This window comes from Acinetobacter sp. AG1 (assembly GCF_001005525.1).
GTDB lineage: Bacteria > Pseudomonadota > Gammaproteobacteria > Pseudomonadales > Moraxellaceae > Acinetobacter > Acinetobacter modestus.
Map to the genome: position 1 here is coordinate 67,755 of NZ_LBMZ01000115.1, position 15,431 is coordinate 83,185.

Here is a 15,431-nt window from a genome sequence, read left to right on the forward strand (position 1 = left end):
AAAGCGTAACAATAATCAAATATTAAAAGTTGTGCTTTACCAAAGCTATTTACATGAACTTTGAATCTGCTATAGCAGTCAAAAAATCACTCGATTACGTCCTTGCTGCTTCGCCATATACAAATTTTTATCTGCACGACGAATCGCATCATTCATATCAGTATCATCTAACTGGACTACACTTACCCCAATACTTAAACTGATGGCGTGATTTACAATAATTTGTTCTTGCTCAATCGTAGATCGGATTTTCTCTGCCAATATCGCAGCTCCGTCCAATGAAGTGACAGGCAACAAGGCAATAAACTCTTCGCCACCTAAACGTGCGACGAAATCAGTAATCCGTAAAGCGGTTGGAAGAATTTCTGCAACACGCTGCAATACCTGATCACCTGTTTCATGTCCAAAGGTATCATTCACCTTTTTAAAGAAATCGATATCCATTAATAGCACTGCATAAGTCTGTTGTGTACGCGACATTTGAGTAAATAGATAGGATAAATAATCATTGAAAGCACGGCGATTATGTAAGCCCGTAAGTGCGTCATAACGCGCAATATGAGCTAACTCGACATTGGCAACTTGTAGTTCGTGCGTACGTTCTGCAACTTTTTGCTCAAGTGTGGCATTGGCATCTTGAAGTTGATGCTTCTGAGTAAGCAAGGTATCGGTCATGCTTTGCAACGATTGAGATAAACCTTGAATTTCACGAATACTGGTTTGAGCTTCAAATTGAATATCTTCTTGCCCTTTTTCTACTGCATGCGCTGAATCTGCTAATAATTCAATCGGACGGCTGAATTTATTCGCCAATTTATAAGTGAGTAGCAACAGCAATAATGACAAAATAAAGCCCAGAGCTAATATTTTATGTTGCAGTGATTTCACCTCTGCTAAAGCAATCGAAATAGGCTGACGAATAATCACGTGCCAACCTAAATTGCTCTTAGTTTGAGAAAGCACGGCAACATCTGTAGTTAAATACTGTTGTTTTTCATTCCAATTATGCAAAAAATAATGTCCACGATTTGCCTGAAATGCAGGAGGCTGGACTTGTCCAATACTTTTAAATGGATATAGAATTTCACCATGCTGATTGACAATAAATACCTCAATACCTCGTTGTGCAGCATTTTCCGACAATGAACTGCTTAATACATGACTCGCCCAACTCCAATCTGCATGTGCAGCCAAAACGCCTTTAATTTTCTGTGTCGATGGATCATAAATTGGCGTAGCGAAATCAATAAAACGTAATGGTTCATTAGGATTAATCGCTTTAATTTTCTTAGCCAGTAAAACAGCTTTATGTACATCGCCTAGATAGACTTGATTTACACCATGAATAAACCACGGGCGTTCTGAAACATCTGCCCCTTCTAGTAAATGATTAGCTGCAACGACGACTTGCCCCTGAGTATTGGCAATCCCTAACCAAGCATAATATTTATAAGACTTTTTGACTTGCTCAAGTTGTTGCTGTACTCGCGGGTTATGAAAATCAGCTTCAGCAAAAAATGGAGATTGGCTTAATAACACCATTTCTCGCTCACGTTCTGTAAGCGAGTTTGCCAAGGTATTACTAATACTTTTCGCTGCAATATATAAGGTCTGACCGCTGGTTTGACTCATTTGCGCCGAAGCAGTCTTACCAATATATAAAGTAATACATAGCCCAAACATAAAAGACATCCCTGCAAACAGGACCAGTAGTCGATTACGAAAGGAATCTATGCGAAATATGCTCATTTGCACCCTATAGCAAATCACTTTTTAAACTCAGCAATATATCAAAGATCTTTTATGAATTATTAAGTCAAAGTAACGAATGTAGTTGGAAAAATACTGAATCCGATGAAAATAGACTCAAGTTCTATTACTCAAACTTAAGCTGTAATTTTCGGTTGCAATAACGCATTCATATTTAAAAATTTAGTTCTCAAAGCATAATAAATGGTGCTATTTTTAAGCAAAATGCACCACTTTTCACCAAAATTATAATTTACTTTCTAAATTGGTGCGTTTTTTGCATTATATTTTTTATCAAATTGGGTTGTTCAACGACAACTTAAGTTTTTAGATTTACTAAATCTATTTTGGTGCAAAAAACGAATCAAATGTTTGCATCAAAATTAAATTTAGCACTTTTTTTGAGCACCACTATGCAAAACGTAGATCTATTTTTCTTACTGCTCGGTGCAGTACTCGTATTGGCAATGCATGCAGGTTTTGCATTTCTTGAGCTTGGTACAGTCCGCCACAAAAACCAAGTCAATGCGCTCAGTAAAATTCTGACCGATTTTGCGATTTCAGCAATCGCTTATTTCTTTGTCGGTTACTGGATTGCATACGGGCAAAACTTTTTCCATGCAGGAAGCACTTTAGCGGCTGACCATGGGTATAACCTAATGCGTTGCTTTTTCTTACTCACCTTCGCAGCAGCGATTCCAGCAATTATTTCTGGCGGCATCGCAGAACGCGCCAAAATGCGTTCACAAGCAATCGCCACTTTAATTCTGGTTGCTTTAATCTATCCTTTCTTCGAAGGCATGATTTGGAATGGTAACTACGGCTTTCAAAAATGGTTAGAAAGCTCTTTTGGTGCAAGCTTCCATGACTTTGCAGGCTCAGTCGTTGTGCATGCTATGGGCGGTTGGATTGCATTAGCCGCAGTGATTTTACTTGGCGCGCGTCATGGTCGTTATAAGCATGATGGTCGTGTGAGTGCACATCCACCTTCATCGATTCCATTCCTCGCTTTAGGCTCATGGATTTTAATTGTTGGTTGGTTCGGCTTTAATGTCATGAGTGCACAACGCGTTGATGCTATTTCAGGATTAGTTGCGATTAACTCTCTTATGGCGATGGTTGGTGGTACATTGTCAGCAAACTTCATGGGTAAAGATGACCCTGGTTTCTTACACAATGGTCCTCTCGCAGGTTTGGTCGCAATCTGTGCAGGCTCCGATATTGTGCACCCAATTGGTGCACTCGTGATTGGTGGTGCTGCGGGTGCTTTGTTTGTGTATTTATTCACTTATACACAAAATAAACTTAAAATAGATGATGTTTTGGGTGTATGGCCTTTACATGGTGTATGTGGTGCATTAGGTGGGATTGCGGCAGGCATATTTGGTCTACAAGCATTAGGTGGTTTAGGAGGTGTATCAATCATTTCTCAAATCATCGGCACAGTTTTAGGCATTGTGATTGCGCTTGCAGGTGGTTTCACCGTTTATGGCATATTGAAAGTTACGATGGGAATTCGACTTTCTCAAGAAGATGAATATCGTGGTGCAGATCTTTCAATTCATAAAATTTCAGCAAATTCAGAAGAATCAATGTTCTAAAAATAATTTTTAAAGCGGCTATTCAGCCGCTTTTTTTATGAACATTTTAAGAGATAATTAAGTTTCAAATTATTAAATAACCAAGCTATCATTCCGCCGAATTGCATGCTCTATGATTTTTAAAACACGTTTCTTCTTAATCGCAAGTTTCTTATTATTTGTGAGTTTTTTTATCCTCTTATTCGTGTTTCCAGTCGGTGGAGCAATAGATCTATATTTGATTCAACCATGGGTAGGAACTTTTGGCGATTTTGCTTTGAAAGGCGATTGGTATCTTGCAAAGCTAAATCATACTTATGTCAAAAAAGTTTTAACTATTGTCTATGTAAGCTTTTTCCTACTGTGGATCGCTTCTTTTAAAATAGAAAAATTCAAAGCGAAACGTTGGCAGTATGGCTATATGTTTTGGGTTAGTATGCTGTGTACGTGCATTATTGGTCTAATGAAAGCACAAGCTGCTCATGCTTGCCCATGGGATATGACCCATAAGACTGTCACAGGTTTTATTTGGGATTTTTCAGCAACTGCTGGACATTGTTTTCCAGGTGGTCATGCAAGTACAGGTTTTGCCTTAGTTACAGGCTATTTTCTTTATCGCCTCGATCAGCGTAAAAGAGCTTGGTTTTATTTATTTGCAGGTGTATTACTTGGCTTCGCAATGGGCTGGGCACAAATGATGCGTGGTGCACATTTCCTCAGTCATAATTTATGGACAGCTTGGATTTGCTTTGCTATCAATGTTGTGGTCTATATGATCACGTATAAACGTCATTTAGCTCATGCAGCGGCTAATTCTGTAACGCAAATGAGTCCTGATATGGTAAAGTGATGCCCTACTCGCATGGGTTCATGCATGATCATGATAATCACTTAGGTACAGTTTGCTGCTAATGGATGACTTTCAAAATTTCTTAGAAACTACTTTAACTAAGCAACAATCTTCCATTCAAGCCTATGATCTAGGTTCTCATAAAGTATGGTTAAAGAAAGCATCTGAACGTCACGGTTTATGGCTTTACACGCCATTGAAGTGGTTAGCAAAAATATTTAATTTAGGCGCAATTACTCCAGTTCCAAATCAAGGTGGTTCTGCTGCAATTCAATGTGAATACAATCGGATTCAAACACTCAAATCTTTAGGTGTTTCTACATCGAATGTCCTTGCAGTTTCAAAAAAAGGAATTTTGCTTGAAGACATCGGATCACAACATCAAAGTAGCGTCTCACAACTAGATCAAGCATTGGCTTGTCAAAAAGATATTCTTTCAAAATCATTATTATTTAGCCAAGCCATTCAAGCCATTCAGTATATTCATACTAAACAAGGCTATTTAAGTGAGGCATTTGCTCGAAACATCCTCGTCGATCAAAATAATCAGTTTAGTTTTATTGATTTTGAAACTGACCCACATGAAGTCCTGAGTTTACATGATTGTTTTGTTCGTGACTGGTTGCTATTTATTTTTTCTACAGCCTATCATTTCGAATTTGAACAATTATCCGATGCTAGTCAAATTCTTTATCAAGCCCTCCTTGCTGAACCGCAAGTTTATAGTGATGTATGCAAAGTTGGGAAACGCTTAAAATGGGTTCTGAATTTTAATATTAGCAAAGTTGGTAATGATGGCAAACGTATTCAGAAATGTGTTTTATTTTTACGTTACTTAAAAGAGCATTCCGAAACAATCACTTAACTCATTTGATAATTCAATCAATCAAATCATCGAGAACCAGATTTAGAGCTTTTTAGGTAAACGAACCAAAACAGATAAACCACCTAAATCAAGACTTCGAGATAGGACTAGGCTTCCACCCAGTCGCTGCGTGGCTTTATCGACAATTGAAAGTCCGAGACCACTACCCACCTCTAAATGATGGTGCACTCGATAAAAACGTTTTAGAACTTTATCGTACTGTTCAGCATCAATACCGACACCGCTATCTTCAATTTGAATACAAGCAAAATCGTCACTGTCACTGTAAACCGAAATATTAATAATACCTTGATCTGGAGTATACTTAATCGCGTTATCGATCAGATTAAAAATAATTGAATGAACAGTTGATTCAAGACTTTGCATTTCAATCAAATCGTTACGTTCAAAACCTAAGTCAATTTCTTTTTGCATTGCAAGATTAACAAGCTGTTCAACACAATTGAGTGCGACATCATTCAAACGAAAGTGAGTATTTGGTTCGATTAAACTTAATCCAACATCTTGTTTTGCTAAAGCTAAAAGCTGCGTCACCAAATGCTGAATACGCGCCAAGCCTTTACTCAAATTTTGCAATGCTTCATGTTCAGGAAATTGACTAATCAGAATCTTGGTCTGTAAATTGAGTGCAGTGACGGGTGTTCGTAATTCATGTGCAGCATCTGCTATAAACTGCTTTTGCTCGGTTTGAGCATGTTGAATTCGTTCAAATAAATGATTCATCTCCTCAATAGTTGGGATCAACTCTTGAGGATAATCATTGCCATCAATGGGTGCTAAACCATCGGAATCACGCCGCTTTAATTCTGTTTTGAAATCATCGAGAGGTTTTAAACTCAAACGAATGATAAAGGCTAAAACTAAAATCGCAAAAGGCAATAAAATGATATAGGGAACAAACATACTCCCTGCCAATTCCCAAGCAAATGATTGGCGGACATCTTCCTGCTGACTAACTTGTATTTGATAGTCTTTTAAAGGAATCACATAGACACGCCATTTGCCTTGTGGCGTTTCTTGGCTATAAAAACCTGCTTGTTTTACAGGCGGAATGAGTAAGTGTGTTTGATGCCATAAATGACTTTGATCTTTATAAGCCCAAATATCAACCAACAAATCTTCTTCGTGATATGTGCGATGCAGTTCAACTTTACTCGCAACGGTCGTTAATGGCTGAGCCGTCGAACGTTCAGCCATATATTGCATTTGTGTATCAAGAATCTCATCAACTTCATGTAAAGCTGTTTTATAAGCTGTAAAAATTAATAAACATCCAAGCAGCAAACTAAAGACCGAGGTTCCCCAAATCAGTCTTTTTTTCAGTGAGTATTGCTTAGATATTTTCATAAATATTTATGATTGTCCTAGTCGGTAACCCAAACCACGGATGGTTCGAATAAAATCTTTACCTAGTTTTGCACGTAAGTGATGTACATAAACCTCTATGGTATTACTGGTCACCTCACTATCAAAATCATAAAGCTTATCTTCAAGATTTGCTTTGGAGAAGATTTTATTTGGATGGCTCACAAGCGGAATTAAAATTGCCCATTCACGGTTTGATAACTCAATCTGTTGTCCTTTGAAGGTCGCCAAATGCTGCTCGACATCAATAACCAAATCACCATTTTTCAATAACTGCGATTGATTTTTAAGTTGTGCTGTTTCTGTATGACCTCGACGCAATAGTGCATTAATTCGTGCCAATAACTCATCGAACTCATAAGGTTTAATTAGGTAATCATCCGCACCTTGATTCAACCCATCGACACGGTTTTGCAGTTGATCTCTGGCAGAAATGATCAATACTGGAAGTGCACTACGTTGACGGATTTGTCTCAATACCTGCATACCATCCATCATAGGTAAACCCAAATCAAGCAAAACCAAATCAAAATTATGCTTTGCTAATAAGGACAGCCCATCTACGCCATTATTGACCCACTCTACCTCGAATTGATGGTAGCGCAACAAAGTCAATGTTGACTCTGCAATCATAAAATCATCTTCGATCATCAAGATTTTGGTCATGACTTTATCTCACCTTATGGGTTGGAACATGTCGCTAACATGTCATTTTTAGGGTCAATCACCTTGGTTTTGACATCGAGTAAACTCAACATCGTTGGAAACAAATTGTCTTGACTCAATTCACTCTTATTTTGCTTCGCTAAACATTTAATTTGTTCTGGAGCTTGTTTTTTCCAAAGATCAGAGAACCACATAAACATTGGAACATGGGTTTGTTGAGTCGGGGCAATTGCATATGGCGCTCCGTGTAAATACATGCCACTTTCACCTGTTGATTCACCGTGATCCGATAAATACCACAAACCTGCTTCGTGCTGTGTTTGACCTTTTAACGTTTCAATCAATGAGTCCAAAACATAATCCGTATAAAGCAAGGTATTATCATAACTATTCACAAGCGCATCACGCGAACAACCTTGAATCGCATTGGTATCACATGTTGGTTTAAAAACTTTAAATTCTGCTGGAATACGTTTGTAATAGGCTGGACCATGGCTACCCATTTGATGTAGTACCACTAAGCGTGGACGCGTATCATCTTTAGGAATTGTTGCAAGATAAGCTTTCAGGCTATCAATTAAAATATCATCAAAACACTCTTCATCTTTACACCATTTCTTTTGAATTGGCTCTGGAATCTTAAATTGTTCAACTCGATCACAAGTTCCCTTACAACCAGAATTATTATCAATCCATGTCACTTGATAACCTGCACGTTTTGCAATATCGAGTAGACCTTCACGATGGCTTGCAAGTCGTTCATCATATTCTTTACGTGGCATACCAGAGAACATGCATGGTACGGAAACAGCTGTCGCTGTACCACAAGAGCTCACTTGAGCAAAATTAATTAAATCCTGTTTCGCAAGCTTCGGATTGGTATTCTTAGCGTAACCATTCAAAGAAAAGTTTTCTGCACGAGCCGTCTCACCCACCACTAAAACCATCAATTTAGGTAAAGCAGCAACATTCGCTTTCTGCATTGAAGCATCTTCACCATAAGTCACTAACGGTAAATTTTCTTTAGGTGCTTTCTTCTTATAATATGAAGCAAATGAAGCAATCATATTTTGCGGTGAGATCATTCCCTTCAAATCACGGTTTTCACGGAATATCGCTGCAAAATCAACGTAAAAAACAAACAATAATCCACCAACCAAAGCCAATGAAACAATTGAAGCAATCACTTTTTTTACAATTTGACGCAGGATTGGTTCAGGCTTTAACTTCACCATCAAAATGGCAATGATGGGAAGTACTGTCATTCCTAATGTCCATACAACTAAATGCCAAGACCATGTATCACGTGCTTCAGCAACATCAGTTTGCATTAAATTTTGCACTTGATCTGATGTAATTAAAACACCAAGCGTATTCACAGTATATGAAGCAAAGCCACCAATAAAAACTAAAGCAATGGCTATTGGTTTTGCTGTCCATTTCCAGTTAAAAAGCTGAAAAATAAAATGATAAGCTGCAACAACTACTATAACGGATGCTGCGACAAACATTCCCGCTTTTATCCCAGTATAGGGCGTAAGCGATTGGATTTTTTCATAAAAAGCAAAGTTAAGAAAAATACCTAACCATATTGCAAGCAATAGATTAAATGCAAACAAGGATATCGATTTGGTCTTGAGTTTCTGTAGGAACATGATCTTCACAGTCTGAAAATAGATTTCTTAACTTGCTTAAGATAAGAATAAAAACTTAAAAATGACTTAAACTAAATAATTGAGAGTTAACAAAACAATCGATCTAGATCTAGGCATCAAAGCATATGTTAAAATAATTCATTTTAAAACAATGAATTCCATTTACTTTCCATCTAAAATTTGTCTTAGTGTTATTGTCGAAAATCATTTTATTCAGTTAAATGATTATATTACAACATAATAAAATAGAAATAAAAAAACACCCCCTAAGTAAGACTTAGGGGGTGTTTTTAGATACAAGATATTAGAATTTAAATTCTAAACCTAATCCTGCTACAGGTTGCTTATCTTTTTTGTCCGCTTGTTCAAGCGTTAGATAACCCGCATAACCATATGTTTTAACTTGTTTGCTAAATGCATAGTCAGCACCAGCGATCACTTGTTTGGCTTTAAAATCTGCCGTGTTGTTTTTAAAACTCGTATCATTTTGACTATATTGACCTTTCACCGTCCAGTTTTTTGCTTGCGGAATATTATATTCAGCACCAATTAACCAACCTTGAGCATCATCAATATTTTCAGATCCAGCAGCGTTACCTTCAGCCTTTTCGACCTCTGAAGTTTGGTAAAGTGCTTTTAATGCTAAGCCTTCCAAAGGATTTAAACGACCAATTGCACGAACTGTATTTGCAGCAGCAAATAATTGACTTCCTGCAATCGCCTTATCAGAAGCATTTAGAATACCACGTCCTAAGAAGTTACTAGGAATCGCTTTGTCATATCCAATACCAGCTACCAATAATGGACTTTCAAAGCTTGCCGAAGCTGACCATGCATCACCTAAACCACGACCTTCAACTTTGGCATTACCCGCAGTACCTGACACGCCTGCCGCTTCACCTGTCGCAAGCAAAGCATTTACTTTAATTGCACCATCAAGTACAGGCACTTTCACAGCAGGTGATTCATATACAACTGCATTGCTAACACGTGTTTCACCCGTGAAAATACCGCCAATATCAGCCTTATTTGCAACATAGTTATTGAAGGTATCAACCACACTCGATAGTTGCTTTAATGGCGTATCATGTACACCAACTTTAAGTGTACCCAACTGAGCATCTTTTAAACCAACAAAGCGGTTACGAATACTCCAATCACTGCTATCACCATCAGCACTTAAGCCCCATTCTGCAGCATAGACAGCGCTTAAACGATCTGTTAGCTTTTCGTCGCCTTTGATTCCAATAAACGAACTATTTGAGCTAATTTCCCAAACATCTCGATTAGCAGTCTTTGCATTTTTTTCTGGTAAATAATCAACACTGGCATCAATCTCACCATAGATTGTTGGTGCTGCGAATGTTGAAGTTGCGAGTAAACCAAGCACTGCTGCTGTTACAATTTTGATTTTCATTGTTTACGTCCTAGCTAAATTTGTAACAAATCCTACACATTAACTTTATATGACAAAACGATTAAAATCTTATTTATTTATTCTATTTTCGACTAAAGTTTAATTTTTATACACATCGATTACATTTTATAAATTCTATAAAAAATACTTTTTTATTAATAAATTTCAATAAATTAAATAATATTTTTAAAACACTATTCCATGAAAAATACTTATGCACAATCACCAGACTTTGAGTTAAAACAATAAACTTTGCGGATGAACCAATATAAAAACCATCATTTATATTTCAAAATTAAGAAATATAAAAAGAAATTTGTAATAAAAATTTGTTTTCATCTTGTATTTTCTTTCCAATAGAAAATCGGGAATAGACAAAAAATAGCAATCATACAAATCAAACATAAGTAACGATAATATCCAATGGCATCAGCCAAAATTCCACTTCCTAAGTACAGTAAACCACTCATCGTAGCCATAATCGATACCTGAAAAGTAAAATCTGTACCTGCAAATGCTTTGCGACTGTACTGCATAATCAAAGTTAAGATGACCACCAATAACATTGCTGAACATGCATCTTCAAATGCATTGACGATATATAACCAAAATGGAGTAATCTTCTGATTAGTTTCATACCCATAAGCAATGCCAGTATAAGCAACTAAACTGATAATCTTCAGAATTGAGAAAGTAATTAAGCATCGTATTCTGGAAAAATGTTTCAATAAAAGCCCTGCAACACCTGCTCCTAGCAGCGCCGCCATAGCACCAAATATGGTGATAAAAATGCCTATTTGGGTGTAATTTAGGCCCATATCTACCATCAAAGGTTTTAATAATGGTCCTGCCAAACCATCAGCAACTTTAAAGCTCAATAAGACCATCAACCACGTTTTTAACTCTTGAGAAGATGTAAAATAAGTAAGATATTTTTTAATTGATTGGCTAAATGAAATCGAAGAAATTGTCTGCGCGCTATTTGTAAAATCATGCCTAGGCTCTCGATAAAACAAAATAGGTATGGTATTCAAAAAGACCAACATGGCTAAAATAAGAAAGGTCTTTTGCCAATTTAACCAATCTAAACACCAAAGCACTGCTCCACCACCAACAATAAATCCTAAGCGTGAACCAATCACTTGAAATGTATTGCCCCAATGCTGTTGATCCTGTTTGAGTAAATTGACAGCTAAAGCATCTGTGGCAATATCTTGAGTCGCACCAGTAAAATTCATCAAAAAAAGTAAGACAAAGAAAATAAATAAATAACTGGGTTGATCAAGTGATTGAATAGGGAAAAATGACAAAATAACCAAAATAAAAACACTGGATAATTGTGTCGGAATAATCCAGCTACGGTAATGCCCTAAACGAGAGAGTGCAAAACAGTCAACATACGTCGCCCAAAAAATTTTGATCGACCAAGGCAGCATCAGTAAACCAAAACCACCGATATGCGCTAAAGAGACACCTTGTGCTCTTAAAATTACGGGTAAGGCATGGGTCATGAAACCTACAGGTAATCCCTGTGCCCAATATAGAGAAAACAATAAAATGTAAATCTGTCGAAGATTAAGCATTTAGAGTTTTCCAGAGCAACAAAAGAGAGAACTCAAGTATCCAATCCTTTCATTGATCTGGCAATAAAATCTTAGTTTTTGCCAATGCGAGACCTCTCATGAGCGTTTAACATAAATTGTAGTTGTCATCGTATTTACAGATTTATGCCACAATATTTTCCTGACTTACCTCCATTAGTTCCGCAACGTGGAACGGCTTTCAGTCGTACTTTGTGTAGAAAACTATTTTTAGGACAAGGTTGGACTGTGGTAGGAGAAATTCCAAACTTACCCAAAGCAGTTGCTATCATTTCTCCACACACTTCAAATATTGATGGTTGGTATGGTTTCTTGGCAATTGGTGGGCTCGGTTTAAAAATTACAGTTTTGGGAAAAGATACTTTATTTAAACCACCCTTTAAGTCAATTTTAGATTGGGCAGGACTCATTCCTGTTCACCGTGACAGCACCAACGGTCTCACTGAGCAAGTGGTCGCGACTATTCACAAATATGACAAAATTTGGGTTGGTATGGCGCCCGAAGGAACGCGAAAAAAAGCTGAAAAAATAAAAAGTGGCTTTTATCATATAGCTCATGCAGCAGGAATACCTATTGTGATGTTTGCTTTCGATTATGATCGCAAAACCATTTACAGCTTAGGAGCATTTACACCAACAGGTCACTATCAAAATGACGTTGAACAGATTATGCAGCGTTATGTTGGTCATTTTTCTCCAAAGAATCCTGATTGGCTGGCAGAACCATTACAAAAACTAGTGAAAAAGGACTAGAAAATTAGGGGTAAATCTGCTCTGATGTGCCCATCTTTTTGTCTATTTTATCTCCACTTCATATGAAAATTGCTCGACTGTCTTGCTTAGCTTTATTCAGCTTAGCTTTATTTGGTTGTGATCAAACTGTAAAAAATGCTCCCCCTACGACTTCGATTAAAGCTCGTGAACCTGTTATCGCTTTGGCTTTAGGTGGAGGTGGTGCAAAAGGCTTTGCGCATATTGGTGTCATTAAAGTTTTAGAATCTCATGGTATTAAAGCTAAGATTGTCACTGGAACAAGTGCAGGTAGCTTTGTTGGAAGTATTTATGCAAGTGGGCAAACCCCTTATCAAATGCAAAATCTCGCATTAAAACTTCAAGAATCTGATTTGCGTGATCTTACCATCAATAGCCAAGGCATTATTCTTGGACAGAAACTGCAAAACTATGTCAATACTCAAGTTGGAAACAAACCAATTGAAAAATTTCCAATTCGCTTTGCTGCAGTCGCCACTCGTTTAGACAATGGTAAAAAAGCTGAGTTTATTAAAGGAAATGCAGGTCAAGCCGTACGGGCCTCTTGCAGTATTCCCAACGTCTTTGTTCCAGCTGTGATTGGTAATACCAAATATGTAGATGGTGGTTTAGTCAGTCCTATTCCTGTGAAAACTGCCAAAGATATGGGTGCTGATATTGTGATTGCAGTCGATATATCTGCGCGTCCAACAGGTGATAAACCATTAAGTATGTGGGGTTTATTGGATCAGACCATTAATATTATGGGGCAACAAAGTATTAATGAAGAATTGAGCCAAGCAAATGTTGTAATTCAACCGAAAGTCGGTCATTTGGGTGTACTTGATCTGAAATCGAGTAATCAAGCAATTTTAGAAGGCGAAAAATCGGCTCAAGCGAAAATTACATCAATCCAAAATGCAATTGCAACATTTAAGAAATCTCCTGCTGCATTTAAACCTGCACCAAAAGCTAAATTCTAATCATTATCTTCAGGGGTTGCTGCTATTTTATAATAATCATCAGCCCCAATATCTAAAAAAACAATCTTTGTATATTCATAAACATAATGATCTGCTACAGTGCAAAAGTGAATGTTTTTTCACCTAACTCAGTTTAATGATGCGAGCAAATCTATGGAGTTTGTAGTTGAACCTTGGCACTGGTTTGTATTAGGAATTTTGCTGATCCTTTCAGAGTTGATTTTGACCGCTTTTGCTGCGTTATGGTTTGGCGTAGCCGCAATTATGGTCTGCATTTTACTATGGCTTTTCCCAATGATGGGCTTTACTACCCAAGTGGTCACATGGGGAATTTTATCAATTTTATGTACGATTCTTTGGTTCAAGTTTATCAAACCACTTTCAATTGATAAAACTAAAGCAGGTCTAGCGCGTGAATCAACAATAGGTCAAGTGGGTATGGTGATTAAAACTGGACTTGATCATGGGCAAATCGTCGTACGCTTTCCCATGCCCCTTTTAGGTTCTGATGAATGGAATTGCCGTTCTACAGCTCCAGTACAAGTTGGTGATCGTGTCAGAGTAATTGATATTTTAGGTAATGATTTAGTCGTTCAACCACATAGCAATTCATAAACATAAAGAGGGTTTTCAATGTCTGTCGGTACTATTGTTGTCTTAGCACTTTTAGCTTTTATTGGCACAACTATTTTTAAAGGGGTGCGTATTGTTCCTCAAGGGTATAAATGGATTGTACAACGTCTAGGTAAATACCATACCACCCTAAACCCAGGTCTGAACTTTGTTATTCCTTATATCGATGAAGTGGCGTATAAAATTACAACTAAAGATATTGTGTTAGATATTCCATCACAAGAAGTGATTACTCGAGACAATGCTGTTTTAGTGATGAATGCAGTCGCTTATATCAATCTAACAACTCCAGAAAAAGCCGTGTATGGAATTGAAAATTATACGTGGGCGATTCAAAACCTAGTGCAAACTTCATTACGTTCGATCGTCGGCGAAATGGATTTAGATGATGCTTTATCATCTCGTGATCACATTAAGGCAAAATTAAAAGCTGCCATTTCTGATGATATTTCAGATTGGGGCATCACCCTTAAAACAGTTGAAATTCAAGATATTCAACCATCACATACTATGCAAGCTGCGATGGAAGCACAAGCAGCGGCTGAACGTCAACGTCGTGCAACGGTGACGAAAGCGGATGGTGAAAAGCAAGCTGCAATTTTAGAGGCGGATGGTCGTTTAGAAGCTTCCCGTCGTGATGCAGAAGCTCAGGTAGTCCTTGCTGAATCTTCACAACGTGCGATTGAAATGATCACCACTGCTGTAGGTGATAAAGAAATCCCTGTTGCTTATTTATTGGGTGAGCAATATGTGAAAGCAATGCAGGATCTATCTAAATCAAGCAACGCAAAAACTGTGGTACTCCCATCAGATGTACTTAATGCTATCCGTGGAATTATGGGTAAACATTAAACTCACTTTCCAATCAAAATAAAGCAGCGTTATCGCTGCTTTATTTTTTATACATTCTGAATCAGTTTTCGTTCTTTAACTGGCAATTTTCCTGCCACCAAATCATAAGAATCTTTAATCAGGTCTTGCAGCAAATCTGCTGTAATTTCATCACCGCTGGCAATTGATATCCAGTGTTTCTTATTCATATGGTAACCTGCCGAAATTGAAGGATATAGCTCTTGATATTCCAAGCTTTTCTCAGGCTTGCATTTGATGGTTACAAGCAACTTCCCTGAATATGCACCAATCAACATAAACATTTTGTCAAAAATTTTAAACACCTCACAATCTGGTCCAAAGGGTTGGGACTGGATTGAAAAAGCAAGTTCTTGTCCATACTCGAGTGCAAGTTGTTGTAATTGATCGTCCTTCATAAAACCGTATCCTATTTTATTTCTTATC

Annotated in this window: 14 protein-coding genes; 7 read left to right on the top strand and 7 right to left on the bottom strand. The window is 37.4% G+C overall.

What is annotated here, in order from left to right:
* Positions 1 to 78 precede the first annotated feature (78 nt).
* A complete protein-coding gene (locus AAV96_RS11485) occupies positions 79 to 1,749 on the bottom strand; it encodes a sensor domain-containing diguanylate cyclase (RefSeq protein WP_046739385.1) in 1,671 nt (556 codons plus the stop codon).
* 413 nt (positions 1,750 to 2,162) lie between these two features.
* Here AAV96_RS11485 and AAV96_RS11490 point away from each other — a divergent pair, with 413 nt between their 5' ends.
* The 3 genes from AAV96_RS11490 to AAV96_RS11500 all read left to right on the top strand — a co-directional run bounded on the left by AAV96_RS11490 (position 2,163) and on the right by AAV96_RS11500 (position 5,044).
* Positions 2,163 to 3,350, top strand: a complete 1,188-nt coding sequence (locus tag AAV96_RS11490) for an ammonium transporter (RefSeq protein WP_046739408.1) — start codon at positions 2,163 to 2,165, stop codon at positions 3,348 to 3,350.
* 112 nt (positions 3,351 to 3,462) lie between these two features.
* The gene (locus AAV96_RS11495; protein WP_046739386.1) at positions 3,463 to 4,179 is read left to right on the top strand and encodes a phosphatase PAP2 family protein; all 717 of its coding nucleotides are present in this window, start codon (positions 3,463 to 3,465) and stop codon (positions 4,177 to 4,179) included.
* Between the two features lie 61 nt (positions 4,180 to 4,240).
* Complete coding sequence (locus AAV96_RS11500) at positions 4,241 to 5,044, top strand: hypothetical protein (protein ID WP_046739387.1); 804 nt, start codon at positions 4,241 to 4,243, stop codon at positions 5,042 to 5,044.
* Positions 5,045 to 5,086: 42 nt separating this feature from the next.
* Here the strand turns inward: AAV96_RS11500 and AAV96_RS11505 are convergent, their stop codons facing one another.
* The 5 genes from AAV96_RS11505 to AAV96_RS11525 all read right to left on the bottom strand — a co-directional run bounded on the left by AAV96_RS11505 (position 5,087) and on the right by AAV96_RS11525 (position 11,751).
* Positions 5,087 to 6,412 carry an ATP-binding protein gene (locus tag AAV96_RS11505; protein ID WP_004664535.1) on the bottom strand — a complete coding sequence of 442 codons (1,326 nt, stop codon included), beginning with the start codon at positions 6,410 to 6,412 and terminating at the stop codon, positions 5,087 to 5,089.
* Positions 6,413 to 6,418: 6 nt separating this feature from the next.
* Complete coding sequence (locus tag AAV96_RS11510) at positions 6,419 to 7,096, bottom strand: DNA-binding response regulator PmrA (RefSeq protein ID WP_046739388.1); 678 nt, start codon at positions 7,094 to 7,096, stop codon at positions 6,419 to 6,421.
* Between the two features lie 14 nt (positions 7,097 to 7,110).
* The gene (locus tag AAV96_RS11515) at positions 7,111 to 8,751 is read right to left on the bottom strand and encodes a phosphoethanolamine transferase (RefSeq protein WP_046739389.1); all 1,641 of its coding nucleotides are present in this window, start codon (positions 8,749 to 8,751) and stop codon (positions 7,111 to 7,113) included.
* 304 nt (positions 8,752 to 9,055) lie between these two features.
* Positions 9,056 to 10,168 carry a porin gene (locus tag AAV96_RS11520; protein ID WP_046739390.1) on the bottom strand — a complete coding sequence of 371 codons (1,113 nt, stop codon included), beginning with the start codon at positions 10,166 to 10,168 and terminating at the stop codon, positions 9,056 to 9,058.
* Between the two features lie 335 nt (positions 10,169 to 10,503).
* Positions 10,504 to 11,751, bottom strand: coding sequence for an MFS transporter (locus AAV96_RS11525; RefSeq protein WP_046739391.1), 1,248 nt, complete (start codon positions 11,749 to 11,751; stop codon positions 10,504 to 10,506).
* 144 nt (positions 11,752 to 11,895) lie between these two features.
* Between AAV96_RS11525 and AAV96_RS11530 the strand changes: the two genes are divergently transcribed.
* From AAV96_RS11530 to AAV96_RS11545, 4 genes are all read left to right on the top strand, one after another.
* A complete protein-coding gene (locus AAV96_RS11530; RefSeq protein ID WP_046739392.1) occupies positions 11,896 to 12,522 on the top strand; it encodes a 1-acyl-sn-glycerol-3-phosphate acyltransferase in 627 nt (208 codons plus the stop codon).
* A 62-nt stretch (positions 12,523 to 12,584) separates the two neighbouring features.
* Positions 12,585 to 13,502 (top strand): patatin-like phospholipase family protein, encoded by a 918-nt coding sequence (locus AAV96_RS11535; RefSeq protein WP_046739409.1) that lies wholly within the window; start codon positions 12,585 to 12,587, stop codon positions 13,500 to 13,502.
* Between the two features lie 153 nt (positions 13,503 to 13,655).
* Positions 13,656 to 14,117: an NfeD family protein gene (locus tag AAV96_RS11540; RefSeq protein ID WP_004664545.1), complete on the top strand. Its 462-nt coding sequence runs from the start codon at positions 13,656 to 13,658 to the stop codon at positions 14,115 to 14,117.
* Positions 14,118 to 14,135: 18 nt separating this feature from the next.
* Positions 14,136 to 14,987, top strand: a complete 852-nt coding sequence (locus AAV96_RS11545) for an SPFH domain-containing protein (RefSeq protein ID WP_004664547.1) — start codon at positions 14,136 to 14,138, stop codon at positions 14,985 to 14,987.
* 47 nt (positions 14,988 to 15,034) lie between these two features.
* Here AAV96_RS11545 and AAV96_RS11550 read toward each other — a convergent pair whose 3' ends face one another.
* Positions 15,035 to 15,403 carry an MmcQ/YjbR family DNA-binding protein gene (locus AAV96_RS11550; protein WP_046739393.1) on the bottom strand — a complete coding sequence of 123 codons (369 nt, stop codon included), beginning with the start codon at positions 15,401 to 15,403 and terminating at the stop codon, positions 15,035 to 15,037.
* Positions 15,404 to 15,431: the final 28 nt, after the last annotated feature.

Bases quoted from the DNA above. Each gene is read 5' to 3' on its own strand.
- AAV96_RS11515 (WP_046739389.1), bottom strand. From the start codon at position 8,751: ATGTTCCTACAGAAACTCAAGACCAAATCGATATCCTTGTTTGCATTT.
- AAV96_RS11505 (WP_004664535.1), bottom strand. From the start codon at position 6,412: ATGAAAATATCTAAGCAATACTCACTGAAAAAAAGACTGATTTGGGGA.
- AAV96_RS11520 (WP_046739390.1), bottom strand. From the start codon at position 10,168: ATGAAAATCAAAATTGTAACAGCAGCAGTGCTTGGTTTACTCGCAACT.
- AAV96_RS11540 (WP_004664545.1), top strand. From the start codon at position 13,656: ATGGAGTTTGTAGTTGAACCTTGGCACTGGTTTGTATTAGGAATTTTG.
- AAV96_RS11510 (WP_046739388.1), bottom strand. From the start codon at position 7,096: ATGACCAAAATCTTGATGATCGAAGATGATTTTATGATTGCAGAGTCA.
- AAV96_RS11550 (WP_046739393.1), bottom strand. From the start codon at position 15,403: ATGAAGGACGATCAATTACAACAACTTGCACTCGAGTATGGACAAGAA.
- AAV96_RS11525 (WP_046739391.1), bottom strand. From the start codon at position 11,751: ATGCTTAATCTTCGACAGATTTACATTTTATTGTTTTCTCTATATTGG.
- AAV96_RS11535 (WP_046739409.1), top strand. From the start codon at position 12,585: ATGAAAATTGCTCGACTGTCTTGCTTAGCTTTATTCAGCTTAGCTTTA.
- AAV96_RS11500 (WP_046739387.1), top strand. From the start codon at position 4,241: ATGGATGACTTTCAAAATTTCTTAGAAACTACTTTAACTAAGCAACAA.
- AAV96_RS11545 (WP_004664547.1), top strand. From the start codon at position 14,136: ATGTCTGTCGGTACTATTGTTGTCTTAGCACTTTTAGCTTTTATTGGC.
- AAV96_RS11495 (WP_046739386.1), top strand. From the start codon at position 3,463: ATGATTTTTAAAACACGTTTCTTCTTAATCGCAAGTTTCTTATTATTT.
- AAV96_RS11530 (WP_046739392.1), top strand. From the start codon at position 11,896: ATGCCACAATATTTTCCTGACTTACCTCCATTAGTTCCGCAACGTGGA.
- AAV96_RS11490 (WP_046739408.1), top strand. From the start codon at position 2,163: ATGCAAAACGTAGATCTATTTTTCTTACTGCTCGGTGCAGTACTCGTA.
- AAV96_RS11485 (WP_046739385.1), bottom strand. From the start codon at position 1,749: ATGAGCATATTTCGCATAGATTCCTTTCGTAATCGACTACTGGTCCTG.